Source organism: Rhodocyclus gracilis, assembly GCF_009617575.1.
Taxonomy (GTDB): Bacteria; Pseudomonadota; Gammaproteobacteria; order Burkholderiales; family Rhodocyclaceae; genus Rhodocyclus; species Rhodocyclus gracilis.
In genome coordinates this window covers 121255-146233 of sequence record NZ_WIXJ01000007.1, presented here as the reverse complement: position 1 = coordinate 146233, position 24979 = coordinate 121255, and the positions used below count along the sequence as shown (strand labels likewise).

Below are 24979 nucleotides of genomic sequence, written 5' to 3'. Positions count from 1 at the left end.
GCGCTGCGGGTTCAGGGATAAAAAACGTAGAGCCGGTAGCCGGCAGCGCCGATATCTTTCGCCTCGAGCGAGAGGCGCAGCGCGATTTCGCTGCGCGCAGCAAAGACGCTGCCGACGCTGGCAGGATCGCTCAGGTAGATTTCCGGCGGGAAGACCTTGCGGGCGACCACCTGATCGTGGATGTCGGTCAGCGTCAGCTCGAGGAGCGGCAAGGCCTGCGCGTAGGGCGCCCGATTCGCCAGCGTCCCGGTCAATTGCAGGCGGCTGGCGTTGGCCGGGTCGGCCTGGAGGTCGGAGCCTTCGATGCTCAGTTGTTCGGCGCGGCGCAACGGTGGCAGTGTCGCGTTAAAAACGTCGGCAAAGCGCTCGAGCGCGGGGCGCAAAGACGGCTGGCTGGCCGCCAGCTCGCTACGGAACTGAAAAACCACCTGCCCCGCCAGAACCGCGCCCAGCAATACGGCGACCGCGACGAAGAGGCCGTTGGCAGGCGTTTCGGGCGCACTCAGCGGTGTCGGACGTGCGCCTTCGCTCCATTTGCTGTAGCCGGGAATCTCGGTCATCTGGCGCGGCAAGACGCCGCCATCGTCCGGCGTTGCAGCAGCCGTTTCGCCTTGATGGGCGGCGAGGGGGGGCTCGACGCGTGCTGCGTCGTCCGCAATTTCGGTGAGGAATTCCGATGCGGCCGGCTCGGCGGGCAATGCGTTTTCTTCTGTACTTGCCTCGCCGCGTACCATGAGTGCTTCATTCCGCTCGGCTTCTCCGAACTCCACCGGGATGGGGGCCACATCGTTCAGCCGGGCGTGTGGCACGAGTGGTTTCTCGGCGGTGGACTCCTCTTCTACAAACGCCTCGGGGACGTGCGCGCTTTGCGGATTTTCTGGCTCGAACGGCGAATCCGCGTGGCTGCCCGCGCTTGCCGCATCGAGCGTCAGCGTTGGCGTGGCCAGATCGCTCGTGATCGTTGTGGTCGTGCTGGCCGCAATGTCGTCGCCACGCGGTGTCGCTTCAGGCAGATCGTCCTGGAGCTGGTCGAGGGCGTTGAAAACGGCGCCGCATTGGCCGCAGCGCACTTTGCCGGCGCGCGCCTTGAGTTGATCGGGGACGACCCGGAAGGTCGTCGTGCAGGCGGGGCAGCGCGTCTTCACGGCTGGCGCCCTTTCCTAGTCCGCGCGCCTGCCGGCGAGGCAGACCCAGCCGTCGCGGGTGTCGGCAACGCCAAGGCTGATCCACGGCGCGTAGCAGGCGATCAGTTCGTCGGCCTGCTCACTGAGGATGCCTGAGAGTGCCAGGTGCCCACCCGGCCGCACATGACCAACCAGCGCCGGAGCCAGGGCGCGCAGCGGGTTGGCCAGAATGTTGGCGACGACGATGTCGTAGCCGGCAGGCGTGGTCAGCGGCTCGGCCGCTTCGATGAACGTGGCGGTGACGTGGTTGGCTTCAGCGTTGTCGCGCGCGGCGATCAATGCCTGCGGGTCGATGTCGATGCCGCTGACGCTGGTAGCGCCCAGCCGCGCGGCGGCGATGGCGAGGATGCCCGAACCGCAACCGTAATCGAGCAGCGAGTCGCCGGGGCGAACTTCGCGCTCAAGCCATTCGAGGCACAGGCGAGTCGTCGGGTGGGATCCGGTGCCGAAGGCCATGCCAGGGTCGAGCACCAGCACAATGGCCTCAGGATCGGGCGCCTCGTGCCACGAGGGAACGATCCACAGTCGCTCAGAAACGCGAATGGGCTCGAATTGGGCTTGCGTCAGACGCACCCAGTCCTGTTCTTCGACAAGGTCAGTCGTCCACGCCGGGATTTCGGCCAGCCCAATCGCTGCCGCCGCCTCGCCAAGAATCGCTGCGGCATTGGCGTCACTGGCGAGCAGGGCGATGACGCGCGAACGCTCCCAGCCCGGCGTCGTCACCGAGCCGGGTTCGCCAAATTGCGGCGTCTCGGCCTCGGTGCCCGCGTCGGCGTCCTCGATGCTGGCCGACAACGCGCCAGCGTCCATCAGCGCATCCGCAAGGGACTCGGCGAGATCGCAGCGGGTTTCGATGGCGAGGGAAAGCCAGCCCATGGTGCGCCTTAGCTACCCTTCTTCACTTCGCCGCGCGCAGCGAGCTTGTGTTCCAGATAGTGGATGCTGGTGCCGCCTTCGATAAAGCGGGCGTCTTGCATCAACTCCTGGTGCAAGGCGATGTTGGTCTTGATGCCTTCGATGCTCATTTCCGAGAGGGCAATGCGCATGCGGCGGATGGCCTGATCGCGGGTGTCGCCGTAAGCAATCACCTTGGCCACCATCGAGTCGTAGTGCGACGGCACCGTGTAGCCTTGGTAAATATGCGAGTCGACGCGGATGCCGGGGCCGCCGGGCGGATGGTAGACGCTGATCTTGCCGGGAGAGGGGACGAACGTGAAGGGATCTTCGGCGTTAATACGACATTCGATGGCGTGGCCGCGGAACAGCAGGTCGCGCTGGCGGAAGCGGAGCTTCTCGCCGTCGGCAATGCGAATCTGCTCCTGCACGAGATCAAGGCCGCTGATCATCTCGGTAACCGGATGTTCGACCTGAATCCGCGTGTTCATCTCGATGAAGTAAAACTCGCCGTTTTCGTAAAGGAACTCGAAGGTGCCGGCGCCACGGTAGTTGATGCGGCGGCAGGCGTCGGCGCAACGTTCGCCAATGCGCGTCAGGTAACGCGAGGCAATGCCGGGGGCCGGCGCTTCTTCGATGATCTTCTGGTGGCGGCGCTGCATCGAGCAGTCGCGCTCGCGTAGATAGACGGCGTTACGGTAGCTGTCGGCGAGCACCTGGATTTCCACGTGACGCGGATTTTCCAGAAATTTTTCCATGTAAACCATGGGATTGCCGAAAGCAGTTTGTGCCTCTTGTTTGGTCATCGCGACGGCGTTGATGAGCGCCGCTTCCGTGTGCACGACGCGCATGCCACGTCCGCCGCCACCGCCGGCCGCCTTGATGATCACCGGGTAGCCGATGGCGCGCGCCGTCATCTGGATTTCGCGCGGATCGTCGGACAATGCGCCGTCGGAGCCGGGAACGCAGGGGACGCCCGCTGCGCGCATCGCTGCCTTGGCCGAGACCTTGTCGCCCATCAGGCGAATCGTTTCCGGGCGCGGGCCGATGAAAACGAAGCCCGAGCTTTCGACACGCTCGGCGAAGTCCGCGTTTTCGGAGAGGAAGCCGTAGCCAGGGTGGATGGCCTCGGCGTCGGTGACTTCAGCGGCCGAGATGATCGCCGGAATGTTGAGGTAGCTTAGTGCCGAAGGCGCCGGGCCGATACACACAGACTCGTCAGCGAGACGCACGTACTTGGCGTCGCGGTCGGCTTCTGAGTGCACGACGACGGTCTTGATGCCGAGCTCACGGCAGGCGCGCTGGATGCGCAGGGCGATTTCGCCGCGATTGGCGATGAGGACTTTGCCGAACATGGCGCGCCTTAGCCGATGATGAACAGCGGTTCGCCGAACTCGACCGGTTGACCGTTTTCGACGAGGATCGCTTTCACCGTGCCCGCACAATCGGATTCGATTTCGTTGAGCAGCTTCATCGCTTCGACGATACACAGGGTGTCGCCGACCTTGACGGTCGAGCCGACTTCGACGAAGGGTTCCGCGCCAGGGCTGGCGGCGCGATAGAAGGTGCCAACCATCGGCGAGTTAACCGGCGTGCCTTCCGTATCTTCGTCGTCATCGTCGTCGAGCGAGACCGAGGAAGGCGCTGGAGCGCCGAGGGCTTGCGGTGCCGGGGCGGCGTATTGCGGCGGCGCCCAGTTGGCGGCGCCTGCCGTCGGGTAAGGCGACTGCTTGGCGATACGAACCTTTTCTTCGCCTTCGGTCACTTCCAGTTCGGAAATTCCCGATTCCTGAACGAGGTCGATCAGTTTTTTGAGTTTGCGCAAATCCATGTGGTTTCTCCTAAATATTGGGTGTTGCCGGCGCTGCGGGTGGGCGCGCGGGCATTAATCCGATTTCAGCCGGCTCAGCAGGTATTCCAGAGCGAGCAGGTAGCCTTCACTGCCCAGACCGGTAATGACGCCGATGGCGATGTCTGAAAAGTACGAGTGATGGCGGAAAGACTCGCGCGCATGCACGTTGGACAGGTGTACTTCGACGAAGGGAATGCGGACCGCCGCGATTGCGTCGCGTAGCGCAACACTGGTGTGCGTGTAGGCGGCGGGATTGATGATCAGATAGCGAACACCTTGTTCGTGCGCCGCGTGGATGCGCTCGATCAGCGCACCTTCGTGATTGCTCTGGAAGCAGTCGAGGTCAACGCCAGCGGCCGCAGCGCGACGCGCCAGGGCCTGATTGATGTCAGCAAGGGTGGTCAGACCGTAGTAGTCCGGCTCGCGCGAACCGAGAAGATTCAGGTTCGGGCCGTGAATGACCAGCAAACGCGGCGCATCTTCCCCCGTATCCGCCGTGGCGGAGGCCGTTTTTTGCGTCGACTTCTGCTTTTTCATGGCTGCAAGTTTGCCGTAATTGGCTGCACGTTGTCCACCTTGACTAGGTTTACGGTCTTTTGCACCGCATTTTGTCTGGGGAGGAGCCACCCCCGACTTTCGTTATGGCGCCCGGTGCGCGGGCGCGACAATTTGAACAGGCGGGCTCTCTGCCTGCGAATCAGTCAGGCGACTAAGGTTGCTTATCAAGTGTCTGTTGCAAAAGGCTTTCGAGATCATTTTCGGCCAGGTAGCCGAGATGCGCGTAGCGGGCCTTACCAGTGGCGTCGATGATCAGTGTGTAGGGAAGTGCGACGGTGGTGTTGCCCGCGCTGCGCGCCAAGTCCGCGCCGTCGTCGGAGGCGACGAGCAACGGGTAGCTGACAGGGGTATCTCGCGCAAAAGCCTTCACGTTGTCAGCGGAATCGAGAGCAATGCCGACAAATTGAACCCCTCGCTCACGATATTTTTCCTGCACGCGTGAAAATGCTGGCATCTCTTCGCGGCAAGGCGGACACCACGCGGCCCAGAAATTAACCACCAGCGTCTTCCCTCGCCATTGCGCCATAGCCTGCGTGTGCCCGGATGCATCGGTGAGCGTCGCGGCGAGTACCTGTGTGCTCCCCACGGGGCTTATCTTCGTCGAAACGGCGCTCTTTTTTACGCTTCCATCGCCGGATTCCGCATAAATCGCCGCGAAAGCAGCGGCGATGGCAATGGTGACGGCGGCGATGGCAATGATGCCTTTATTCATTGAGTGTCCTCGGTGGTTACATCGGCAAGCAGGTTCTTGAGTGCGGACAAACGAATTCGTTCGCGCGGGCGTCCATCGCGTCCCTTGGCGGTATAGCGTTCTTCCTGCTTGGGGTAGATGACCAGATTGACGATGGCGCCGTCGTGCTCAAGGGTGATCACGGCTTCGGCGCGTTCGCTGCGCGGAACGCTATGCTGAAAATCCAGGCGACGATTGAGCAAGAAGATTTCGACGTCTTTGGCGCTGTCGGTGAAGAGTTGGAGATCGATTTCGGCATGCCGGCCCGCGCTGCCATCGGCCACCGAGCCACTGAGATAGGGCGTGAAGGGTTCGACGAGCGACATCACTTCCAGCGCGACCCGGCGCAGGTGCGTAAGGCGATGCTGCTGCTCGCCATCGTGAAACAGCCGCTGGCGCGTGCGCAGTTCGAGTTCGACTTCGCTGTCGTCGGGCAAGCCCGCGCTTTCCGGAATGCCAAGACGGCGTGCTGCCTTGCGCTTGGCCGTGCCGTAGTCGGCGATGCCGTCTTCAGCGATTAATCGGGCGGCGGCGCCGGCGATCAAGGCGCGTTGCTGGGGCGAGCTATTGCGGTCTCTTCGGCGGGGCATCGGCGTTCTCAGTCCAAACGGTGGGCGGGCGGGAAACGGCGCAGGTGTCCGGGCGCTGGATGATTGGCGTGCTGAGACTAGCCTTGCCGTGAGGCGCTGGCAAGTGTCGCCTGCGTTTTCGCGACGCGGAGTGTCGTGCTGGCGGCCGGTGTTGCGCGTGGGCGGCGCGCGTCTCGGAGTGGGCGGTACAATCGCGCCTTTGCAAAACTTGCCGGGCACACGCATGCACCTACATATTCTTGGCATCTGCGGCACCTTCATGGGCGGTTTGGCGCAGCTGGCGCGCGCGGCGGGGCACGAGGTGAGTGGCTGCGATGCGGGGGTCTATCCGCCGATGAGCGATCAGTTGAGTGCGGCCGGTATTCGCTTGATCGAAGGCTATGACCCCGCGCAGATCGATCTTGGCGCCGATATCTACGTCGTTGGCAACGCGGTGTCGCGCGGCAATCCGCTTCTGGAGGCCATTCTCGATCGCGGGTTGCCTTATGTTTCCGGGCCGCAGTGGTTGGCAGAGCACGTCCTGCGCGGCCGCTGGGTGATGGCGGTTGCCGGTACACACGGCAAGACGACGACTTCGTCGCTGCTGGCGTGGATTCTCGAAGACGCAGGACTTTCGCCGGGCTTCTTGATCGGCGGAGTGCCGCAGAATTTTGGTGTGTCGGCGCGTTTGGCCGGGAATCTGGCCGATTCTCCCTTCTTTGTCATCGAGGCTGACGAATACGACACGGCGTTTTGCGACAAGCGCTCGAAGTTCGTGCACTACTCGCCGCGCACCTTGGTACTTAATAACCTTGAGTTCGATCATGCCGACATATTCGACGATATTGGCGCGATCGAGCGGCAGTTTCATCATCTCGTGCGAACGCTTCCGCGCTCCGGGCTGATCGTGTGCAATGCCGCCGAGGCGGCGCTGTCGCGCGTGCTGGCGCGTGGCTGCTGGACGCCCGTCGAGGCCTTCAACGAGTCGGCGGGCTGGCACGCCGAGGGTGATGATGCGACTGGGCGCTTTGTCTTGTATCAGGGCGGCGAAGCGATTGGCGAAACATCCTGGTCGCTCACCGGTGAGCACAATCGGGCCAACGCCGTGGCGTCACTTCTCGCGGCGCGCCACGTCGGCGTGCCTCTGGAGCGCGGGATTGAGGCGCTGTCGCGCTTTGTCGGCGTGCGCCGGCGTCTGGAGTTGCGTGGCGTCGAGAAAGGGGTGTCGGTCTACGACGATTTTGCCCATCACCCGACCGCTATCGCTACGACTCTCTCGGGTATGCGGAAAAAGATCGGTAAAAGCCGCATTCTTGCGGTGATTGAGCCGCGTTCGAATACGATGAAGCTGGGAGTGATGAAAGCTCAGCTGCCCGCCGCCTTAGGCGAGGCGGATCGCGTGTTTTGCAGTTCGGCAGGCTTGGGCTGGAATCCTGCAGAAGCCTTGGCGCCACTGGCCGATCATCTCTTCGTTGCGGACAACGTGCCCGAACTGGTGCGTGCGATTGTCGCCGAGGCGCACTCGGGCGACCACGTGCTGGTCATGAGCAACGGCGGCTTCGGCGGGATTCACGAGAAGCTGCTGGCGGCGCTGGCTGGCGCGGCAGCGTAAAGAGGTTGGCGCAGGGCAAGAGGTAGGTCGGGCTTTCTCGTCGCCCTGTGGCGAGCCGGGGCGAACGTATCCCCGCTAGTAAGGCCGCGCCTTGCGGTTCGTGAAGAGATGGCGAACTCAGGCGGTGGCGAGGACGCCGCGCATTTTTTGCAGCGCCTTGGCCTCGATCTGGCGAATGCGTTCGGCCGAGACGCCGAATTCGGCAGCGAGATCGTGCAGCGTTGCCGACTGCTCGTCCGCCAGCCAGCGGGTTTCGATGATGCGCCGGCTGCGCGGGTCGAGGGCAGCGAGTGCTTCTTGCAGTCCTTCGCTTTGCAGGTGTTCGCGTGCGCGGGCCTCGAGGATTTGCGTCGGCTCGCTATGGTGATCGGCGAGATAGGAGATCGGCGCGAAGGTCTCGTCGTCGTCCTCGTTCGCTTCCATCGCCATGTCGCGACCGGAGAGCCGCGTCTCCATTTCGGCGACTTCTTCCGGTTTGACGCTCAGGCGGTGGGCGATATCGGCGATTTGTGCAGGCAACAGCGTCGAACTGTCGGTTTTCATGCTGCGAAGATTAAAGAACAGCTTGCGCTGTGCTTTCGTCGTCGCCATCTTGACCATACGCCAGTTGCGGACGACGTATTCGTGAATTTCCGCTTTGATCCAGTGCGTGGCAAATGAGACCAGGCGCACGCCGCGTGCCGGGTCGAAGCGCTTGACCGCCTTCATCAGGCCGATATTGCCTTCCTGAATCAGGTCGGCGTGCGGCAGGCCGTAACCCAGGTAACCGCGCGCGATGGAAATGACGAGTCGCAGATGCGAAAGCACCAAGCGCCGCGCCGCGTCGAGATCTTCGTGATCGCGAAAACGGGTGGCGCAGTCGAACTCTTCCTGTTCGGTGAGCAGAGGAAAGCGATTCGCCGCCCGGATGTAGGCGTCGATGTCGCCAACGGCTGAAGGGAGCGGAAGCGCGATCGCTTGCGTCATGAAGCAGTGTCTCCTTCGAGAAGTGTTGGGAAGATTTTAGCACTCACTGCTTGAGAGTGCTAAGTTGTGCGGGAGTTCGCGTTTGGACGGCGCTTCCTCCTTCGTCTCACGCTAGCGGCGCTGCACACAAACGGCCCGGCGACCATCGCGCAGGTCGAGCAATCAAGACATGCGTGTGACACGCATCGCTAGCTCGCGAAGTGCGCCGACAGCGCCTGAATCATATAGGTGTGGTCGAGTACTCCGGCGCTTTCGCGGATGCTGTGCATGGCCCAGAGCGGTGCGCCGACATCGACGCAGGAAATTCCCAATTGCGCGGCGAGGGTCGGACCAATCGTGCTGCCGCAGGAGAGGTCGCTGCGGTGCGCGTACTGCTGGTACGGGACGCCCGCGCGCTCGCAGAGGAGGATGAAGCGGGCGGCAGTCTCGGCGTTGGTCGCATAGCGCTGGTTGGCGTTGCTCTTGATGACCGGCCCGGCGTTTACCATCGCCTTGTGGGCGGGTTCGTAGGCGGACGGGAAGCTCGGATGGTAGGCGTGTGCCATGTCGGCGCTGATGAAAAAACTGCGCGACAGGCAGCGCTGACGGTCTTCTGCGTCGAGTCCGGCTTGTCCTGCGATTCGCGCGAGCACATCGCCAATGAAGCTGCCGCCGGCGCCTGTGGCGCTTTCGCTGCCGACTTCTTCATGGTCGAAGAACGCGGCGATGCAGGTGGCGTCAGGGTCGGGTGTGGCCACCAGGGCTGCGAGGGCGGCGTGGCAGGAGGCGAGGTTGTCGAGTTGGCGGCTGGCGATGAAGGCCTTGTCGGCACCCCAGAAGGCGCCCGCTTGCACATCATGGACAGCCAATTCCCAGCTCAGGATGTCGCGTTGCTCACAGGCGATGGCGTCGGCGAGCAGTTGGCGCAGACGCTCATTGGGCGATTGTGCGTCGTTGCCGGCTGCGAGCGCCAGCAGCAACGGTAACTCGTTCTGCCGGTTGAGTTTCAGACCATGCTCGTTGACGTCACGATTCATGTGGATGGCGAGGTTGGGCAGCCGTAACAGCGCCTGCTCGAAGCGCACGCGCCGCAGGCTCGGCCCCGTTGCGCCCCGCACGACGACGCGCCCGGCGAGACTCAGGTCGCGGTCGGTAAAGGTGGCAAGGATGGGGCCGCCGTAGACTTCAACGCCTAGGCGCAACAGGCCATCCGCGACATGCGCGGCGTGCGGTTTCAGGCGCAGTCCGGGCGAGTCGGTGTGTGCGCCGACGATACGCAGGCCGCTCTCCACCAAGGGGCGTGTGCCGATAACGAAGGCGATGATCGACGAGCCGCCGCGGACGACGTAGTAGCGCCCGCCGGTGCTGAGTTGCCAGCGCTGCGTTTCGTCGAGCGGCGTGAAACCGTGCGCGCGCAGATCTTCTTCGGTACGGGCGACGGCGTGCCACGGGCTGGGGCTGGCGTCGATGAAGTCGAGCAGCGTGCGCGCGGTGGCGTGGGCGGTGTCGATCAGTGAAGTGGGCGTGCTGGACATGGCGTGTTGGGCAAGAGGAGAGGCTGTACGACGTGGGGACAGACGCACGCCGAGTCCGCGTGCGTACAAGCTGACGCCAAGCATACAAGAGGCGGCGCCCCGCGTCGTCAGGCATGAGGGCGCGATACACGGAGCGGGTCTCAGGCCACCGCTTGTGCGCCGAATCCGCTTGGCGTTGGCGCTGGTGAGAGGACGTGCGCGTGCGAATGCGGATCGGCCTGCGCCAGCACTTCTTTTACCTGCGCATGGTCGGCGGCGCTGCCGTGGACGGTGAGCAGGTACTTGTCAGCTTTCAGCACGGTTTCGTATTTGAGAGCGTGCTCAGTAGTCATGCCGATCTGGCTCAATGCCGCACCCAGTGCCGAAAGGCCGCCGACGACCACCGCCCCTTCGAGCGCGCCGATCAGCGCCGTTGCCAGCGGGCCGGCCATGGCGACGACGCCCACGCCGGGCAGGAAGAATACCGCCGGCGCCAGCAGCAGCCCCCAGATGCCGCCCCAGAAGGCGCCGACGCCGCCCCATGCCTTGATGCGGTCGCCGGCCGAGTAGAAGCCGACGGGCTGCTCCTCGCTATGGCAGCCCTTGCCGACCAGCGAGAGCTTTTTCATGTCGAAGCCCGCATCGCCGAGCGCCTTGATGGCGTCGTCGGCTTCGCGGTGGGTGTTGAAAGAATAAAACGGCAGCGATTCTTGGCTCATGACGGTCTCTCCACAGAAGAGTGCGGGATTGGCGAGCGGAGTGGTACGGGAGGAATCAGCTGGCGACGGTCAGGCGGTCGATGACGCGGCGCACGCCGGGCGTGCACCACGCAGCATGCGTGACGAGATCGCGCTCCGACCAGTCGCGAATGGTGCCGCTCAAGGTGACTTCGGCGTCGTGCACGGCGACGTGGACGGTGTTGGCGTGCCCGTCGACGCGTCGCTTGATCGCCGCTTCGATATCGCTTTTGATGGCATTGAATGGGGCGTCCGGCTTGATGGCGATCTGATCGCTGACGCCGGTGACGCCGAGCAGATGGCATACGGCATCGACCGCCGCCTGCCGTTGGTAGTGCCAATCGACCTCGCCGGAGAGCGTGATCCAGCCATCTTCGACGATCACTTTGACGCAGCCGTCGCGCAGGGCTGTCATCCACTCCAGAACGTTCTCTGCCGAGCGGGCGATATCGGCGTCGCTACGTTTACTCAGCGGGTTGAGCTTGACGTCGATGTCGACGGCCAGTGCCATGACGCCCGCGACGCGCTGCGCGGCGCGCTCGGCGGCCCATTTTTCAGCGTAACTGCCGACTTCGCCGGCGAGCGTGATCACGCCGTCTTTCGCTTCGACGCCGATCTGCGCGGCGTGCACCGCGGGTTCCCAGGTGAGTTCATCACTCACGTCGTGCTGTAGTTGCGAGTCGGTTTTCATATGCGTCTCCACCGGGGTGAGGGGAGACGAGCGTGCGCGGGGGGCGGCGCGCCGGTCTGTGCGGCAGGGCACAGAGCGTACTGGCAAGGCCCGCCCTGAGCGGCGGCGAATGCGCGAGAGGTTTAGCCGAAGCGCCGCAGGTGCAGGGCGACCGATACCTGCGCACCGAGCCAGCCGAGCAGCGCGCCGCCGCCCGCTAAGGCACCGATTTCGAGCGGGCTCGGTCCACGCAGGGCGAAGCTGCCGCCATAGAGCGTGGCGAGTTCGCCCGCCGGGCCGGCAAGCAGGGCGCCGCCGCCGGCGACCATGCCGACGGCGAGAAGGCCGCCCAGCATGCCTTGCAGGGCGCCGTAGTACTGGAAGGGGCGCCGCACGAAATCGTCGCCCGCACCGATCAGGCGGGCAACTTCGATTTCTGCTGCGTGCGCGAGGATTTGCAGACGAATCGTGTTGAAGGTGATTGCCGCCAGGCCGGCGGCGAATAGCGCACCGAGCAGCCCGACGGCCAGCCGAGCGATACGCAGGAAGGCATCAAAGCGGCGCACCCACGCGGAGTCGAGTTGCACATGCTCGACTTTGGGCCAGTCGGCGAAGGTGCGCGCAGCTTCTTCCAGCGCGACCGGCGTGGCATTCTCGGCATCGACGACGAAGGCGTCGGGCAGCGGGTTGCGCGGCAGTCCGGCGACCAGATCTGCCATACCTTCGCGCGCTTGCAGGTGCTTGAGCGCCTCGTCGCGCGGCACGAAGCGGAAGCGGCCGATGCCGCTTGAGCGCAGACGTTTTTCGATATCGGCAATGTCACGGGCGCTGGCGTCAGTTGTCAGGAAGACACTGATCTGCTGGATCTGCGCGACATTACCAACGGCGGCGCGCAGATTGTCGATGGCGAGCCAGCCGGCGGCCGGCAGGGCCAGCGCGATGCCGATGACGAGCAGCGACAGCGCCGAGTTAAGCGGCGAACTTGCCAGTCGGCGCACGGCGTCGACCAGCGCGGCACGATGTTGTCCGAACCAGATGCTCATCGTGCCGCGCCCCCCGTGGCGAGTCCGCCCGCGCTGGGTGGCGCAGCGCCCAGCGGGCTGTCACTGAGCAGACGTCCGCTATCGAGACGCAGGACGCGCGGCTTCACGTCGGCGAGTGCTTGTGGATCGTGCGTGGCAACGACGACGGTGACGCCGACCTGATGAAAGGCGCGAAAGATGCCGAGAATGTCGGTGGCCGAGTCGGTGTCGAGGTTGGCGGTCGGTTCGTCGGCGAGCAGCAGCGACGGGCGGTTGACCACCGCGCGGGCGATCGCCAGACGTTGCTGCTCACCACCGGAGAGGGCGACCGGCATGGCCTTGGCGCGGTCGAGCAGGCCGACCTTGTCGAGCGCGGCGAGCGCGCGCCGTTCGGCTTCGCGTGCCGGCAGACCGACGATGGACAGCGGCAGCAACACATTGGCGAGTGCGTTGCGGTCGAACAGCAGCTTCTGGTCCTGAAAGACGAGGCCGATATTGCGGCGCAGGTAAGGCACGGCCTTACGGCCGAGTGCGGCGAGGTTCTGCCCATTGACGACGATGCCGCCGGAGCTGGGGCGCTCAATGGCGGCGAACAGGCGAAACAGCGTCGTCTTGCCGGCGCCGGAGCGGCCGGTAATGTAGGCGAAATCGCCATCGGCGATATCAAAGCTCACATCCTTGAGCGCTTCGCGGCCTTCCGCGTAACGCTTGCAGACGGCGCTCGCGGTGATCATGCCGCAGCGGCTCCCGCGTGGGTGTCGGCGAACAAGGCGTCGACGAATTCGCGGGCCTTGAAGGGGCGCAGATCGTCAATGCCTTCGCCGACGCCGATGAAGCGGATCGGCTTCGGGCAATGCGCGGCGATGGCAGCGACGACGCCGCCCTTGGCGGTGCCGTCGAGCTTGGTCAGCACCAGGCCCGTCACGGAAATGGCGCGGTCGAAGGCCTGCACTTGCGCCAGCGCGTTCTGGCCAATGTTGGCGTCAAGCACCATCAGGGTTTCGTGTGGCGCGCTCGGGTCGGCCTTTTTGATAACGCGGCGCACCTTGGCGATTTCTTCCATCAGATGCAGCTGCGTCGGCAAGCGGCCGGCAGTGTCGGCAAGGACGACATCGATGCCGCGTGCGCGCGCCGAGGCGATGGCGTCGAAGATCACCGCTGCCGGGTCGCCGCCGTCCTGGCCGATGACGGTGACGCCGTTGCGTTCGCCCCAGGTTTCCAGCTGTTCGCGCGCGGCGGCGCGGAAAGTGTCGCCGGCGGCGAGCAGCACGCTCTTGCCCTGCGCCTGGAAGTGCTTGGCGAGCTTGCCGATCGAGGTCGTCTTGCCGGCGCCGTTGATGCCGGCGAGCATTATGACGAAGGGCTTGTGCGTCGAGATGTCGAGCGGCTCTTCGAGCGGCAGCAGGATTTCATGCAGCGCGTCGGCCAGCGCCTGCTGGATCGCCTGCGGTGTTTCGAGCTTTTCGCGCTTGGCGCGGGCCTTCAGGGCGTCGAGCAGACGTTGCGTGGCTTCGATGCCGACATCGCTCATCAACAGCAGCGATTCGAGCTCTTCGAGCAGTTCGGCGTCGACCTTGCCGCGGGCGAAGACGGAGCCAAGTCCGCCCAGCTGCGAACGCGTGCGCGCCAGTCCGGCTTTCAGCCGTTCGCGCCAGCCGGGTGCGGCGACCGATTCCGGCGCGCTATGTGCGGCGTCGGTGGATTTTTTCAGAAAACCAAACATGGGCGGCGTCAGTGGGCGGGCGGGGAGTCGATTGTTGCTAAGATTGCACGGCAGATCGGCGACATCGCGCCGGCGGCGGTGGCTGGATTCGCCGCAGCGGCGGCGATGCTACTATGCCGCAGATGCTTTCCCCATTTTAACAGAAGCGACTCCTGCCCATGCGCTGCACGCGACTGATACCCCTCCTGTCCCTGCTGCTTGCTCCCTTGCTGGTGCAGGCCAATCCCTTTGAATACCAGCTTGCCAACGGCTTGCGCGTCATCGTCAAGGAAGACCGACGGGCGCCAACGGCGGTGCACATGGTCTGGTACCGTGTCGGCAGCATCGACGAGAAGAACGGTTTGACCGGCGTTGCTCATTTGCTCGAACACATGATGTTCAAGGGCACGCCGAATGTCGGCCCCGGCGAGTTCAACCGCCGCGTCGCCGCCGCTGGCGGGCGCGACAACGCCTTCACCAACCGCGATTACACCGCCTATTTCCAGCAGACGCCGAAAGAACAACTCGAAGAAATGATGCGTCTTGAGGCGGATCGCATGCGCCACCTCTCGCTCGATCCGAAAGAGTTCGCGCAGGAAATCAAGGTGGTGATGGAAGAGCGTCGCATGCGCACCGACGATCAGCCGCAGGCGCTGCTGTTCGAGCAGATGAATGCAGTTGCCTTTCAGGCGCATCCGTACCGCGCACCGGTCATCGGCTGGATGAACGACCTTGAAAACATGACCGCCGAGGATGCGCGCGACTGGTACGACCGCTGGTACGTGCCGAACAACGCCTATGTGGTCGTCGTCGGCGACGTCGACCACGACGCGGTGTTCCGGCTGGCCGAGGCCTACTACGGACCGCTGGCGCCGCGCGCCTTGCCGGTACGCAAGCCGCAGGAAGAACCGGCGCAGCTCGGTATGCGCCGACTGCTCGTGAAAGCGCCGGCAGAGTTGCCGGTGGTGTTGATGGCGTACAAGGCGCCGGTCATCCGCGACGTGGCGAACGACGTCGATCCCTACGCGCTCGAAATGCTGAGCGCCATCCTCGACGGACACGAAGGTGCCCGTTTCCCGAAGCGTCTGGTCAAGGAGCAGCGCATCGCCGTCAATGCCGGCGCCGGCTACGACTCGACCTCGCGCGGGCCCGGGATGTTCTTCGTGCAGGGCTCGCCGAGCGCCGGACGGACGCCTGCCGAACTGGAAGCCGCTTTCCGCGCCGAGATCGTGCGGATTCAGCAGCACGGTGTCGACGCCGACGAACTGGCGCGGGCTCGCGCGCAACTCATCGCTGGCGAGATCTACAAGCTCGATTCGATGTTCGCGCAGGCGATGGAAATCGGCCAGCTGGAATCGGTCGGCATCTCCTATCGCGACAACACGCGTCTGATCGACAAGCTGAAGGCGGTGACTGCGGCTGACGTACAGACGGCGGCACGTCGTTACCTTAACGACGATGCGCTGACCGTCGGCGTCCTCGATCCGCAGCCCCTGCCAAGTGCGCCACGCCCGCGCTCCGGGCCCGCGCCCCGCCACTGAGACGTTTCGAGAGGTTTTGCGATGAAGTCCTCCTTTCCTTTCGGCAAGGTGCTTGCCGGTTTTTCCGTGTGTGCGGCCAGCGTTCTGGGGATGCCAGCGCACGCCGGTGTGAATATCGAACACTGGCAGGCACCATCGGGCGCCCGCGTTTTCTTCGTCGAAAACCACGCGTTGCCGATTGTCGATGTGCAGCTCGATTTTGCCGCCGGCACCGCCTTCGACCCGCCGGGCAAAGCTGGGCTGGCGTCGCTGACCCGTGATCTGCTCGATCTGGGGGCCGGCGCGCAGGACGAGACGGCGATCGCCAATCGCCTGGCTGATCTGGGCGCCCAACTGGGCGGCGGGGCCGACATGGATCGCGCGTCGGTGTCGCTGCGTACCCTGTCCGCGCCGGAAACGCGCGGCCCGGCCTTGGCGATCTTGCGTGATGTCGTGAGTCTGCCGCGCTTCCCGGCGGCGGTCGTCGAGCGCGAGCAGGCGCGCACCATCGCCGCCCTGAAAGAAGCGCTTACTCGCCCGGAAACTCTTGCGGCGCGGGCGTTCTGGTCCGGCATGTACGCGGCGCACCCGTATGGCGTGCAGTCTTCGCCCGCCTCGCTGGCGGCGCTGACGCGTGACGATCTGCGGGCTTTTCATGCGCGGCACTACACGGCTGCGGCGGCGACGGTCACACTGGTCGGCGATCTGTCGCGCGCCGAGGCTGAGGCTGTCGCCCGCGAGCTGACCGCTGCCTTGCCGGTGAGCGATACCAGACAGACAACGCTGCCGCCCTTGCCTGCGCCGCCGGCAGCGCCGGCGCCTGCTGAAAGCCGCATCGCCCACCCGGCGGCGCAAGCGCACGTTCTCCTCGGCATGCCCGCCGTACGGCGCGGCGATCCAGACTATTTCCCACTGCTGGTCGGCAACTACACGCTCGGTGGCGGGGGCTTTGTTTCGCGGCTGGTCAAGGAAGTGCGCGACAAGAACGGCTACGCCTACAGCGTGTACAGCTATTTCATGCCCCTCGTGCAGCCCGGCCCGTTCACCATCGGCTTGCAGACGAAGAAGACGCAGGCGAAGGCCGCTTTGGCGCTGACGCGGGAAACCCTGACCACATTTCTCGCTGATGGCCCCTCCGAAGAGGAGTTGAAGGCGGCGAAGCTCAACCTCGTCGGCAGCTTCCCGCTGCGGCTCGACAGCAATCGCAAGATTCTCGACAACGTCGCGGCCATCGGCTTTTACCGGATGCCGCTCGACTACCTCGACCGCTACGCGGAAAACGTCGAAAAAGTGACGGCGGCCGACGTGCGCGCGGCGTTTGCGCGGCACGTTCAGCCGGCACAGCTGACGACGGTGGTCGTCGGCGGCGAATAGGGTGGCGCAAGTGCGGAAAGGCAAGGCGCCGGCGCGCGGCGTCGAGGGAGCCTTGCGTATCGTCGGCGGCGACTGGCGGCGGCGGGTGCTGCGTTTCCCGGAAGGCGAGGGCTTGCGGCCGACGCCGGATCGCGTCCGCGAGACGCTCTTCAACTGGCTGGGGCAGCGTCTGGATGGTCTGGCGTGCCTCGATCTATTCGCCGGCAGCGGCGCGCTCGGCTTTGAAGCGGCGTCGCGCGGCGCGGCGTCGGTGGTCATGGTCGAGCGGGCGGCGGCGCCGTTTGCTGCCTTGCGCGCCAACGCAGCCCTGCTTGGCGGCGATGCGCGGCTGGAGATTGTGCGCGCGGATGCGCTAGAATTCGCGCGGTCGTCGAGCCGGCGGTTCGACGTGCTGTTCCTTGACCCGCCGTACCGGCAGGGATGGTTGGATCGTTTGCAGCCCGAGTTGCCGCGTTTGCTGAATGACGATGCGGTGATCTACGTCGAAGCGGAACGCCCGCTGACAGGGCTTGGCGACTGGCAAACGGAGCGCTCCGGGCGAGCCGGGCAGGTCTGTTATCACGTGATGCGGCGAGGCGAATCGATTGGCACAGATTGAGCGGGCAGCAGGGGAAACGACGGCGTTGCCGGAAGCACGCAATGATGCAGGCTTGGTCCTCAGCAAGCGCATCGCGGTCTATCCGGGCACCTTCGACCCGATGACGCGCGGGCACGAAGACCTCGTGCGGCGTGCGGCGGTGCTTTTCGACAAGGTCATTGTCGGTATTGCCGAAAGCCGGTCGAAGCGTCCGTTCTTTACGCTCGCCGAGCGCGTCGAGATGGCGGGCGAGGTGCTGGCGCCGTATGCCAACGTCGAGGTCTGTGGGTTTGACGGGCTGCTGATGGATTTTTTGCAGGCCAAGGGCGCGCAGGTGATCCTGCGCGGACTGCGTGCGGTGTCCGATTTTGAGTACGAATTCCAGATGGCGGGGATGAATCGCAAGCTCTACCCCGACGTCGAAACCGTGTTCCTGACGCCGGGTGAGCAGTACATGTTCATCTCGGCGACGATGGTTCGCGAGATCGCCATTTTGGGTGGCGATGTCAGCAAGTTTTCACAGCCGGCGGTGTGCGCCCGGCTGGCGAAAAAGTTCTCCGAGAAATTTCAATGATCTGAAGGAAAGTGCAGCCATGTCTTTGAAGATTACCGACGAATGCATCAATTGTGACGTGTGCGAACCGGAATGCCCGAACGGTGCGATTTCTCCGGGCGCCGAAACCTACGACATCGCTCCGGAGAAGTGCACGGAGTGCGTCGGCCACTACGACACGCCGCAGTGTGTTGAAGTGTGCCCGGTCGACTGCATCATCAAGGACCCGGCCCATGCTGAAAATCAGGATCAGCTGTGGGCGAAGTTCCAGAAGCTGACCGGTAATGCCTGAGGCGTTGTTCTGCAGGCTTCTGGGCGCTGCGATGGCGCGTCGGTGCTGAGTTTGTGAGCTTGGCGCGGGCGGCTTGATCGATGCGCCGTCAAGAAAAAAGCCGCGTTCCTTCGGGTTCGCGGTTTTTTTCGTCAACGGGTTGCGGCGGCTTGGGGGGGGCGAAGTACGCGACCTCCCCCTCGTGACTTCACCCCGCGTTGGCGACGAGCGATGTTTCTGCTTCGGTGGCGGAGGCCGGATCGGGGGATGGGCTGGCTACGGCGCGGTAACGCCCGAAGCCGTTGCGGCCGCCGGTTTTAGTGGCGTACATCGCCTGATCGGCCGCTTGCAGAATGGCGTCGGCGCTATCGCCGTCGTCGGGGAAGACAGCGACGCCGATGCTGGCGCCCACAGGAATGTCGTCCTCGCCGAACGTGTAAGGGGCGGTGAGTTCGGCACTGATTTTTTCAGCGACGTGGATGGCGTCTTCCGCGCTACGGACGTCGGTGAGCAGGACGACGAATTCGTCGCCGCCGAGCCGTGCGGCGACGTCGCAGTCGCGAATGCAGTGATGCAGCCGGCTCGCTGCCTGGCGCAGTACCGCGTCGCCCGCCGGATGGCCGAAGCGGTCGTTGATTGGCTTGAAATGGTCGAGGTCGATGAAGAGCACGGCCAGTCGCGAGTGCCGGCGTTGCGCCAGGGCGACGCTCTTTTCGAGGTGTCCGTGCAGCACGTGGCGATTGGGCAGCCCGGTGAGCGAGTCGTGCAGTGCGAGGAATTCGATGGCGCGTTGCTGGCGGACTTGAGCGCGCTGGTACAGGAAGACCAGCGCCAGCGCCAGCGCCGAGGTGAGCGCCGCCAGCAGCAGCGTACTGAAGTCGAGGTCGCGCAGGCGCAGTTGGCGCTCAAGATTGAGATAGAGCGGTTGCGAGAAGCCTTCCAGACTGCGTTCGAAGCGCAGGTGTGGCAGCACCCAGGCATCGATGGCGTCGGAGGCTTCGGCGTCCGTGTTGAGCAGCGCGACAGTGGTTGGTTTGCCGTCTTCTTCCCCCTGATGGAGGATCGTGTGGCGCACGTTGCCATGCAGCGCGCTCGGCGGCGGTACGAGGTCGATGGCGCGTACGACCATCATGGCATAGGTATCGGCCGTCCTGGCCTCGCCCGGATGAACGACCGGGCGCAGCATCAGATAGGCCAGATCGCCCTCGATCAGCCGGAAGGCGTTGCTGCTGACGGCGACGCCTTGTTGTTCGGATTGCAGGAGCCCTTTGAAGGCTTGCGGGCGGGTGGCGAGGTCAAGCCCGAGCATGCCTTTCGAGAGTGCGGTTTCCGGTGCGACCAGCACGATCGGGTAGTAAGTCGGGCGCTTGCCCATCGCGCGTTCGTCACAGTTGCCGTCGGCGCGACATTCGTGCAGCGCGAATTCCGGCTGTCCGCCGCGCCGCTGGGCGGCGACGAAGCGGCCAAGATCGTCGGCGCCAACGCGGCGCACGACCTCCAGCGCGTAGATGTGCGGGTAGCGGGAGAGTACCGAATTGGCGTAGTGCGTGGCGGCGGAGAGGTCTACCTCGTTGCGGGCGCCGAGAAAGCTCGCGAAGCCGTAGAGAACGGCTTCGTTGGCGCGCAGCTTGTCGCGCAGGCGCGTCTGCAGCGTTTCGCCGTAGTCGTTGAATTCGCGGGTCAGGCGGCTGACGTTGCTTTGCAGGATGAAGGCGAACGCCAGAAACGTCGCCACTGCCCACAGCGTCAGCGCCAGCGCATAGTGCCGCCCGCGTCCGCGCTGGAGCGCCAAGGGCAGATGCTGGCGGTGCAAAGGGCGCGGCGCTCGGTGCTTCATGGGCGTCATGTTGGGGAGTAGGAAGCTGATGATAGGCGCCCACTCCCGATATTAAAATATCACTTAAGTCATAAGCTTAGCGCCCCGTTTTTGTAGCTCTGCTGCGCGCCGAGCAGCTTGTTGGCGGGGGCGAGACGGCTCTTGCCGGCGCTCGTTTGCGCGGGGACGTCGCGTGCCGCTAGCCCATGCGGGCCCGTCAGCGGTGCGCTCTCAGTGTTGGCAGTGAGGGCAGTAAAAACTGGAGCGTCCGCCCTGACGCAACTGGCGGATCGGCGTCGCGCACTGACGGCAGGGTTCGCCGGTGCGGTCGTACACCGCGTGCGTCAGTTGGAAGCAGCCAGCGCCCCCATCGCTGTGCAGATAATCGCGAACGCTGCTGCCGCCGGCGGCGACGGCCTCGGCGAGGGTGTCGCGGATGGCGATGGCGAGTGTTGCACAGCGGGCAGCGCTGATGCGGTCGGCCGCCTGCTGCGGCGCGATGCCGGCGCGAAAGAGGCTTTCCGCTGCGTAGATGTTGCCGATGCCGACGATCAGGTGGCTGTCCATCAGCACGGGTTTGACCGGGCCGTGGCGTCGGCGCAGCGCGGCGTACAACCAGTCGCCGTCGAATTCTGCCGACAGTGGCTCGATGCCGAGGGGTTGCAGGAGCGGGTGTGTGCCGACTTCCGGGCCTTCGTGCCAGAGCACGGCCCCGAAGCGGCGGGGGTCGCGCAGGCGCATCACCGTACTGCCGAAAGCGATATCGACATGATCATGGCGGGCGGGCGGCGTGCCCGGCGCCACCAGACGCAGACTGCCGGACATGCCCAGATGGATGATCAGCCAGCCGCCTCCGGCGCTGCTTTCGCAATCGAAGAGGAGGTATTTGCCCCGGCGCAGCAGGGCGTCGACGCGCAAGCCCAGAACGCGCGTCGCCAGCGCCGGCGGTAGTGGATGCCGCAGCGCGGGCGTACGGAAAACGGCGTCGGCGATCCGTCGGCCACAGATGGCGGGCTCCAGCCCTAGACGGCTGACTTCGACTTCGGGGAGTTCTGGCATTGCTGCAAGGAGTAAAAGTTCATAACATGCGACAACTATTATGGCCGAAAAGCCTCAAAGTGCATGACTCAACGGCCATCGGCGCAGGGGCTATCGCCCGGTTGCGCGATTTGTCGGACGCCGTTGGATCATCTCCTGAGCGCTTTTTGCCGACCCCTTCCTGTGCGCCGCATGACCGACCGTCGGGCGCCTTAACGGAACCCCTGCTACCGCCATGAGCGCGTCTTTCTCTGAACAGATCATGAGCCGAACCCTCCGACGATCCCTGTTTGCTCTCGTGCCGGCCGCTCTGCTGCTGGCTTCCGCCTGGCCGGCGCTGGCCGCCGAGCCGAAGACGCCTCGCCCGGTGAGTGCGCTCAAGGTGCCTGCGCGCGCCACCGACCCGGCCGCCAAGGACGCGACGGGCGAAACGCTGCCGAGCGGGCAGGTGGTCTTTCAGGTCCTGCTGGCCGAGATTGCGTTGCAACGCGGCGATCTCGAACTATCGAGCAAGGCGTGGGCCGATCTTGCCGTACGCACCCGTGATCCGCGGGCCCTGGAGCGGGCGGTGGAAATTGCCGGCTACACGCACCATCTCGACGACGCGCTGACGCTGGCGCGCACGTGGGTCGAGGTCGAGCCTTCGTCGCTGCGTGCGCAGCAGATGCTTGCCGGCGTGCTCGTCGTCGGCAACCGTTTTGATGAACTGACGCCGCTTTTGGCGCGCATGCTGGCGGAAGACCCCGCAGCGATCACCGGCAATCTGCTGGCCTTGAACCGACTGCTGGCGCGCAGCCCGGATCGCGTTGGCGCGCTGCGTCTGGTCGAGCGTCTCACGGCGCCGTACGACGCACTCGCCGAGGCGCACTATGTCCGCGCAATGGCGGCGAGTACGGCCAGTGCGCCGGAGTTGGCGCTCACCGAAGCGCGGCGGGCGCTGGCGATTCGCCCGGACTGGGATCTCGCGGCCTTGCTCGAAGCCCAGCTCTTGTCGCGCGAGTCCAACACGGCTGCCGTGGCGTCGCTCGAGCGCTTCGTCGCGCGCAATCCAGACGCCAACGACGCGCGGCTCTATCTGGCGCGGGCGCAGATCGGCGAAGGGCGCTACGCCGATGCCCGGCAGAATTTCGACCGTCTGCTCAAAGTGGCGCCGGATAATCCTGAAACGGTTTTTCCGGCGGCCATTCTTGCCTTGCAACAGGACGACGCCAACCGCGCCGACACCTTGTTGCGCCACCTGTTGACGCTCGATTTCCCGGACAAGAGCGTCGTCCGCTACTACCTCGGGCAGATTGCCGAACAGCGTCAGCAGGATGCCGAGGCGCTGGCGTTTTATCAGTCTGTCGGCGTTGGTGAGCAATATCTGCCGGCGCGCCTGCGCATGGCGCGTCTTCTGGCGACGGGCGGCAAGCTCGACGAGGCCTTGCGCCAGTTGCGCGAAATCAAGACGCGCAATGCCGCCGAGCAGGTGCAGATTGCCGAAGTGGAGGCACAATTCTTGCGCGATGCCAATCGTGCGCAGGAGGCGTTCGACGTTCTCTCGCGGGTGCTCGCCCGGCAGCCGGAAAATCCGGAGCTGCTCTACGAAACCTCGCTACTGGCGGAGAAGGTCGGACGTCTGGAACTGGTCGAGAAGTACCTGCGCAAGCTGATCGAACTCAAGCCCGACAGTGCGCAGGCCTACAACGCGCTGGGCTATTCGTTCGCCGATCGTGGCATCCGTCTCGGTGAGGCGCGCCAGTTGATCGAGCGGGCCTTGGTTTTGGCGCCGGACGATCCCTTCATTCTCGACAGCCTCGGTTGGGTGCTCTACCAGCAGGGCGATTTGGCGGGGGCGCTGTCGTCGCTGGAGCGCGCTTATGGTTTGCGGCGTGATCCGGAGATCGCCGCGCATCTGGGCGAGGTGCTCTGGAAGCTCGACCGGCGCGAGGATGCGCGGCGCATCTGGCAGGAAGCGCAGCATAGCAATCCGGGCAACGACGCGCTGGCGGCTGCCGTCAAACGCTTCCTGCCCTGATTCGCTGCTGATGCCAAGACGCTTTCGCACGTGCGCTGTTGCCTGCGCTTTCGTGGCGCTGGCCCTGCTGGGGCTAAGCGCCTGCTCCGTGCTGCCAACGGGTTCGCCATCGGGCCTGCATTCGGGCTCGCCGACGACGGCGCCGGCGCGGTCGACGCTGGTGATGACTTCTTCCTTCGAGTTGTCGGCGCGGTTTTCGCTGGTGGCCGAGGGCAAAAGCCATTCGGGGCGTCTCTCCTGGCAGCACTCGCCGAGCGGCGATGTCTGGCTGCTCTCATCGCCCTTCGGGCAGGGGGTCGCCGAGATCGTCAGCGATGCGAGCGGTGCGCGCCTGACGACGGCGAGTGGTCAGCATGAGTCCGACAGCGACCTCGACGCGCTGACGCGTCGGGTGCTCGGCTACGCCTTGCCGCTCGGCGGGCTGGCTGATTGGCTCGGTGACGCGACGAGTTCTGTGCTGGGTGCCGAATCCAGCGCTCTGGATACCCGCGACGCGAAGGGGCGACCGCAGCATCTCGTGCGGGACGGCTGGTTCATCGATTTTTCTTATGATGGCGATGACGCGCAAGCCGCGCCGTCTCGCGTATTCATCGTTCGCCCCGGCGGCCCCGAGTTGCGCTTGCGGATCGACGAATGGCGTCTGCCGGAGCCTGCGGCGGCGGGCCTGTCGTGGGTGGACGTTCCGGTTTCCCCTGTCGATCTGCGCGGGGTGTTTGCGGCGCGTCCCGGTTTCGGTGGCGCGTGAATTCCTGTTCATTGGCTGTGTGACATGACTACTGCTTCTGCTGCTCCCGCGGTTTCCCCTTTTTCCGCTTCGTCGTCTGCCGGGCGCGAGGCGACGGATTGGACGTGGGAGAGCGTCTATCCGGCGCCCGCCAAGCTCAATCTGTTTCTGCACGTTGTCGGTCGACGCGCGGACGGCTATCACTGTTTGCAGACTGCCTTTCGCTTTGTTGGGCATGGCGACGGCCTGCGTTTTACGCCGCGCGACGACGAGCAGTTGCGGCTCGTGACGCCGCTGCCGGGCGTTCCTCCCGAGCTCGATCTGACGATCCGCGCGGCGCGTCTTCTGCAGGCGGAAACCGGCTGCCGGCGAGGGGTCGATATCGCCGTCGACAAGCGCCTGCCGATGGGGGGCGGGCTGGGCGGCGGTAGTTCCGATGCGGCGACGACGCTGCTGGCGCTGAATCATCTGTGGCAGTTGGGTCTGTCGCGCCAGCGCCTACAGGAAATTGGCCTCGCGCTGGGGGCTGACGTGCCGGTGTTCGTTTTTGGCGAGAATGCTTTTGCCGAAGGGGTGGGCGAGGAACTGCGGCCGTTGAGCCTGCCGCCCGCCTGTTACCTTGTCATCGAGTCGCCGGTCGAAGTGCCGACGGCGCTCGTCTTCTCGGCGCCTGATCTCGTGCGCGATACGCCGCCCTTGGCGCCTGCCGCCTGGCAGCCCGGCGAAGAGCATAACGATCTTGAGGCGGTGGTTGTCGCCCGCTTTCCGGCCGTTGCCGAGCGATTGACGTGGCTCTCCGGCTTTGCCCGCGCACGGATGACGGGCTCCGGTGCCTGCGTATTTGCTGAATTTGCCGATCGCGCGCAGGCCGAGGTGGTGTGGCGTCAGATGCCGGCGCATTTTTCCGGCTGGCTGGCCGATGGCCTGTCGCGCCATCCGCTGCATGCTTTGGTGGAGGGCTGATCCGGGCGGGTGTCGCGCTGCGCATGACGGCCTGCACGGCAGATGCACGACGCATGTGCTGAAGAATTTTCGTTCCTCGCGCTGGTTTTTTTCAAAATTATCTTGTATGATCCGCGCCTCGTTCGCTGGCTAAGCCT

25 protein-coding genes are annotated in these 24979 nt (G+C 64.8%); 9 read left to right on the top strand and 16 right to left on the bottom strand.

Annotated features, from left to right (window positions below):
- Positions 1 to 11: 11 nt before the first annotated feature.
- The 7 genes from GHK24_RS13915 to GHK24_RS10690 form a co-directional block, all read right to left on the bottom strand.
- On the bottom strand, positions 12 to 1145 hold the full coding sequence (locus GHK24_RS13915; RefSeq protein ID WP_153472869.1) for a DUF3426 domain-containing protein: 1134 nt from the start codon (positions 1143 to 1145) through the stop codon (positions 12 to 14).
- A 15-nt stretch (positions 1146 to 1160) separates the two neighbouring features.
- Positions 1161 to 2060: a 50S ribosomal protein L11 methyltransferase gene (gene prmA / locus GHK24_RS10715; RefSeq protein WP_153472868.1), complete on the bottom strand. Its 900-nt coding sequence runs from the start codon at positions 2058 to 2060 to the stop codon at positions 1161 to 1163.
- 8 nt (positions 2061 to 2068) lie between these two features.
- Positions 2069 to 3433, bottom strand: a complete 1365-nt coding sequence (accC, locus tag GHK24_RS10710; protein ID WP_153472867.1) for an acetyl-CoA carboxylase biotin carboxylase subunit — start codon at positions 3431 to 3433, stop codon at positions 2069 to 2071.
- An 8-nt stretch (positions 3434 to 3441) separates the two neighbouring features.
- Entirely contained in the window at positions 3442 to 3909 is a 468-nt protein-coding gene (gene accB / locus GHK24_RS10705; protein WP_153472866.1) for an acetyl-CoA carboxylase biotin carboxyl carrier protein, read from the bottom strand.
- A gap of 54 nt (positions 3910 to 3963) precedes the next feature.
- Positions 3964 to 4467, bottom strand: coding sequence for a type II 3-dehydroquinate dehydratase (gene aroQ, locus GHK24_RS10700; RefSeq protein WP_153472865.1), 504 nt, complete (start codon positions 4465 to 4467; stop codon positions 3964 to 3966).
- A gap of 172 nt (positions 4468 to 4639) precedes the next feature.
- Positions 4640 to 5200 (bottom strand): TlpA family protein disulfide reductase, encoded by a 561-nt coding sequence (locus GHK24_RS10695; protein WP_153472864.1) that lies wholly within the window; start codon positions 5198 to 5200, stop codon positions 4640 to 4642.
- The gene (locus GHK24_RS10690; protein WP_153472863.1) at positions 5197 to 5808 is read right to left on the bottom strand and encodes a hypothetical protein; all 612 of its coding nucleotides are present in this window, start codon (positions 5806 to 5808) and stop codon (positions 5197 to 5199) included. The genes GHK24_RS10695 and GHK24_RS10690 overlap by 4 nt, the downstream gene beginning before the upstream one ends.
- A gap of 223 nt (positions 5809 to 6031) precedes the next feature.
- Between GHK24_RS10690 and mpl the strand changes: the two genes are divergently transcribed.
- Entirely contained in the window at positions 6032 to 7399 is a 1368-nt protein-coding gene (mpl, locus tag GHK24_RS10685) for a UDP-N-acetylmuramate:L-alanyl-gamma-D-glutamyl-meso-diaminopimelate ligase (protein WP_153472862.1), read from the top strand.
- Between the two features lie 117 nt (positions 7400 to 7516).
- Here mpl and rpoH read toward each other — a convergent pair whose 3' ends face one another.
- The 7 genes from rpoH to ftsY all read right to left on the bottom strand — a co-directional run bounded on the left by rpoH (position 7517) and on the right by ftsY (position 14010).
- Positions 7517 to 8365 (bottom strand): RNA polymerase sigma factor RpoH, encoded by an 849-nt coding sequence (rpoH, locus tag GHK24_RS10680; RefSeq protein ID WP_153472861.1) that lies wholly within the window; start codon positions 8363 to 8365, stop codon positions 7517 to 7519.
- 188 nt (positions 8366 to 8553) lie between these two features.
- Complete coding sequence (locus GHK24_RS10675; RefSeq protein WP_153472860.1) at positions 8554 to 9879, bottom strand: M18 family aminopeptidase; 1326 nt, start codon at positions 9877 to 9879, stop codon at positions 8554 to 8556.
- A gap of 140 nt (positions 9880 to 10019) precedes the next feature.
- The gene (locus GHK24_RS10670) at positions 10020 to 10577 is read right to left on the bottom strand and encodes a DUF1269 domain-containing protein (protein WP_228384661.1); all 558 of its coding nucleotides are present in this window, start codon (positions 10575 to 10577) and stop codon (positions 10020 to 10022) included.
- Positions 10578 to 10632: 55 nt separating this feature from the next.
- Positions 10633 to 11286: a BON domain-containing protein gene (locus tag GHK24_RS10665; RefSeq protein WP_153472859.1), complete on the bottom strand. Its 654-nt coding sequence runs from the start codon at positions 11284 to 11286 to the stop codon at positions 10633 to 10635.
- Positions 11287 to 11408: 122 nt separating this feature from the next.
- Positions 11409 to 12308, bottom strand: coding sequence for a permease-like cell division protein FtsX (gene ftsX, locus GHK24_RS10660; RefSeq protein WP_153472858.1), 900 nt, complete (start codon positions 12306 to 12308; stop codon positions 11409 to 11411).
- Positions 12305 to 13021 carry a cell division ATP-binding protein FtsE gene (locus GHK24_RS10655; RefSeq protein WP_153472857.1) on the bottom strand — a complete coding sequence of 239 codons (717 nt, stop codon included), beginning with the start codon at positions 13019 to 13021 and terminating at the stop codon, positions 12305 to 12307. Before GHK24_RS10655 ends, ftsX begins: the two co-directional genes overlap by 4 nt.
- Positions 13018 to 14010 carry a signal recognition particle-docking protein FtsY gene (ftsY, locus tag GHK24_RS10650; RefSeq protein ID WP_153472856.1) on the bottom strand — a complete coding sequence of 331 codons (993 nt, stop codon included), beginning with the start codon at positions 14008 to 14010 and terminating at the stop codon, positions 13018 to 13020. The genes GHK24_RS10655 and ftsY overlap by 4 nt, the downstream gene beginning before the upstream one ends.
- 158 nt (positions 14011 to 14168) lie before the next feature.
- Here ftsY and GHK24_RS10645 point away from each other — a divergent pair, with 158 nt between their 5' ends.
- Genes GHK24_RS10645 through GHK24_RS10625 form a run of 5 tightly spaced genes read left to right on the top strand, consistent with a single transcriptional unit; the run spans position 14169 to position 18305 of the window.
- Positions 14169 to 15530, top strand: coding sequence for a M16 family metallopeptidase (locus GHK24_RS10645; protein WP_153472855.1), 1362 nt, complete (start codon positions 14169 to 14171; stop codon positions 15528 to 15530).
- Between the two features lie 21 nt (positions 15531 to 15551).
- Entirely contained in the window at positions 15552 to 16883 is a 1332-nt protein-coding gene (locus GHK24_RS10640) for a M16 family metallopeptidase (protein WP_153472854.1), read from the top strand.
- Between the two features lies 1 nt (position 16884).
- A complete protein-coding gene (gene rsmD, locus GHK24_RS10635; RefSeq protein WP_340642693.1) occupies positions 16885 to 17481 on the top strand; it encodes a 16S rRNA (guanine(966)-N(2))-methyltransferase RsmD in 597 nt (198 codons plus the stop codon).
- A 52-nt stretch (positions 17482 to 17533) separates the two neighbouring features.
- Positions 17534 to 18034 (top strand): pantetheine-phosphate adenylyltransferase, encoded by a 501-nt coding sequence (gene coaD, locus GHK24_RS10630; RefSeq protein WP_153472853.1) that lies wholly within the window; start codon positions 17534 to 17536, stop codon positions 18032 to 18034.
- A 19-nt stretch (positions 18035 to 18053) separates the two neighbouring features.
- Positions 18054 to 18305, top strand: coding sequence for a YfhL family 4Fe-4S dicluster ferredoxin (locus GHK24_RS10625; RefSeq protein ID WP_153472852.1), 252 nt, complete (start codon positions 18054 to 18056; stop codon positions 18303 to 18305).
- Positions 18306 to 18492: 187 nt separating this feature from the next.
- Here GHK24_RS10625 and GHK24_RS10620 read toward each other — a convergent pair whose 3' ends face one another.
- Together GHK24_RS10620 and mutM are read right to left on the bottom strand one after the other, a co-directional pair.
- Positions 18493 to 20121, bottom strand: coding sequence for a sensor domain-containing diguanylate cyclase (locus GHK24_RS10620; protein WP_194286415.1), 1629 nt, complete (start codon positions 20119 to 20121; stop codon positions 18493 to 18495).
- Between the two features lie 210 nt (positions 20122 to 20331).
- A complete protein-coding gene (gene mutM, locus GHK24_RS10615; RefSeq protein WP_153472850.1) occupies positions 20332 to 21159 on the bottom strand; it encodes a bifunctional DNA-formamidopyrimidine glycosylase/DNA-(apurinic or apyrimidinic site) lyase in 828 nt (275 codons plus the stop codon).
- 241 nt (positions 21160 to 21400) lie between these two features.
- On the opposite strand from mutM, the gene GHK24_RS10610 reads away from it, so the two are divergent.
- The 3 genes from GHK24_RS10610 to ispE are packed head-to-tail and all read left to right on the top strand — an operon-like array spanning position 21401 to position 24842.
- Complete coding sequence (locus GHK24_RS10610; RefSeq protein WP_153472849.1) at positions 21401 to 23155, top strand: tetratricopeptide repeat protein; 1755 nt, start codon at positions 21401 to 21403, stop codon at positions 23153 to 23155.
- Between the two features lie 52 nt (positions 23156 to 23207).
- A complete protein-coding gene (locus GHK24_RS10605) occupies positions 23208 to 23900 on the top strand; it encodes a lipoprotein insertase outer membrane protein LolB (protein WP_194286414.1) in 693 nt (230 codons plus the stop codon).
- 24 nt (positions 23901 to 23924) lie between these two features.
- On the top strand, positions 23925 to 24842 hold the full coding sequence (ispE, locus tag GHK24_RS10600) for a 4-(cytidine 5'-diphospho)-2-C-methyl-D-erythritol kinase (RefSeq protein ID WP_153472847.1): 918 nt from the start codon (positions 23925 to 23927) through the stop codon (positions 24840 to 24842).
- The last annotated feature ends 137 nt before the right edge of the window (positions 24843 to 24979 follow it).

Excerpts from the sequence above, each read along its gene's own strand:
- prmA (WP_153472868.1), bottom strand. The coding sequence starts at position 2,060 with ATGGGCTGGCTTTCCCTCGCCATCGAAACCCGCTGCGATCTCGCCGAG.
- accC (WP_153472867.1), bottom strand. The coding sequence starts at position 3,433 with ATGTTCGGCAAAGTCCTCATCGCCAATCGCGGCGAAATCGCCCTGCGC.
- accB (WP_153472866.1), bottom strand. The coding sequence starts at position 3,909 with ATGGATTTGCGCAAACTCAAAAAACTGATCGACCTCGTTCAGGAATCG.
- aroQ (WP_153472865.1), bottom strand. The coding sequence starts at position 4,467 with ATGAAAAAGCAGAAGTCGACGCAAAAAACGGCCTCCGCCACGGCGGAT.
- GHK24_RS10695 (WP_153472864.1), bottom strand. The coding sequence starts at position 5,200 with ATGAATAAAGGCATCATTGCCATCGCCGCCGTCACCATTGCCATCGCC.
- GHK24_RS10690 (WP_153472863.1), bottom strand. The coding sequence starts at position 5,808 with ATGCCCCGCCGAAGAGACCGCAATAGCTCGCCCCAGCAACGCGCCTTG.
- mpl (WP_153472862.1), top strand. The coding sequence starts at position 6,032 with ATGCACCTACATATTCTTGGCATCTGCGGCACCTTCATGGGCGGTTTG.
- rpoH (WP_153472861.1), bottom strand. The coding sequence starts at position 8,365 with ATGACGCAAGCGATCGCGCTTCCGCTCCCTTCAGCCGTTGGCGACATC.
- GHK24_RS10675 (WP_153472860.1), bottom strand. The coding sequence starts at position 9,879 with ATGTCCAGCACGCCCACTTCACTGATCGACACCGCCCACGCCACCGCG.
- GHK24_RS10670 (WP_228384661.1), bottom strand. The coding sequence starts at position 10,577 with ATGAGCCAAGAATCGCTGCCGTTTTATTCTTTCAACACCCACCGCGAA.
- GHK24_RS10665 (WP_153472859.1), bottom strand. The coding sequence starts at position 11,286 with ATGAAAACCGACTCGCAACTACAGCACGACGTGAGTGATGAACTCACC.
- ftsX (WP_153472858.1), bottom strand. The coding sequence starts at position 12,308 with ATGAGCATCTGGTTCGGACAACATCGTGCCGCGCTGGTCGACGCCGTG.
- GHK24_RS10655 (WP_153472857.1), bottom strand. The coding sequence starts at position 13,021 with ATGATCACCGCGAGCGCCGTCTGCAAGCGTTACGCGGAAGGCCGCGAA.
- ftsY (WP_153472856.1), bottom strand. The coding sequence starts at position 14,010 with ATGTTTGGTTTTCTGAAAAAATCCACCGACGCCGCACATAGCGCGCCG.
- GHK24_RS10645 (WP_153472855.1), top strand. The coding sequence starts at position 14,169 with ATGCGCTGCACGCGACTGATACCCCTCCTGTCCCTGCTGCTTGCTCCC.
- GHK24_RS10640 (WP_153472854.1), top strand. The coding sequence starts at position 15,552 with ATGAAGTCCTCCTTTCCTTTCGGCAAGGTGCTTGCCGGTTTTTCCGTG.
- GHK24_RS10625 (WP_153472852.1), top strand. The coding sequence starts at position 18,054 with ATGTCTTTGAAGATTACCGACGAATGCATCAATTGTGACGTGTGCGAA.
- GHK24_RS10620 (WP_194286415.1), bottom strand. The coding sequence starts at position 20,121 with ATGAAGCACCGAGCGCCGCGCCCTTTGCACCGCCAGCATCTGCCCTTG.
- mutM (WP_153472850.1), bottom strand. The coding sequence starts at position 21,159 with ATGCCAGAACTCCCCGAAGTCGAAGTCAGCCGTCTAGGGCTGGAGCCC.
- GHK24_RS10610 (WP_153472849.1), top strand. The coding sequence starts at position 21,401 with ATGAGCCGAACCCTCCGACGATCCCTGTTTGCTCTCGTGCCGGCCGCT.
- ispE (WP_153472847.1), top strand. The coding sequence starts at position 23,925 with ATGACTACTGCTTCTGCTGCTCCCGCGGTTTCCCCTTTTTCCGCTTCG.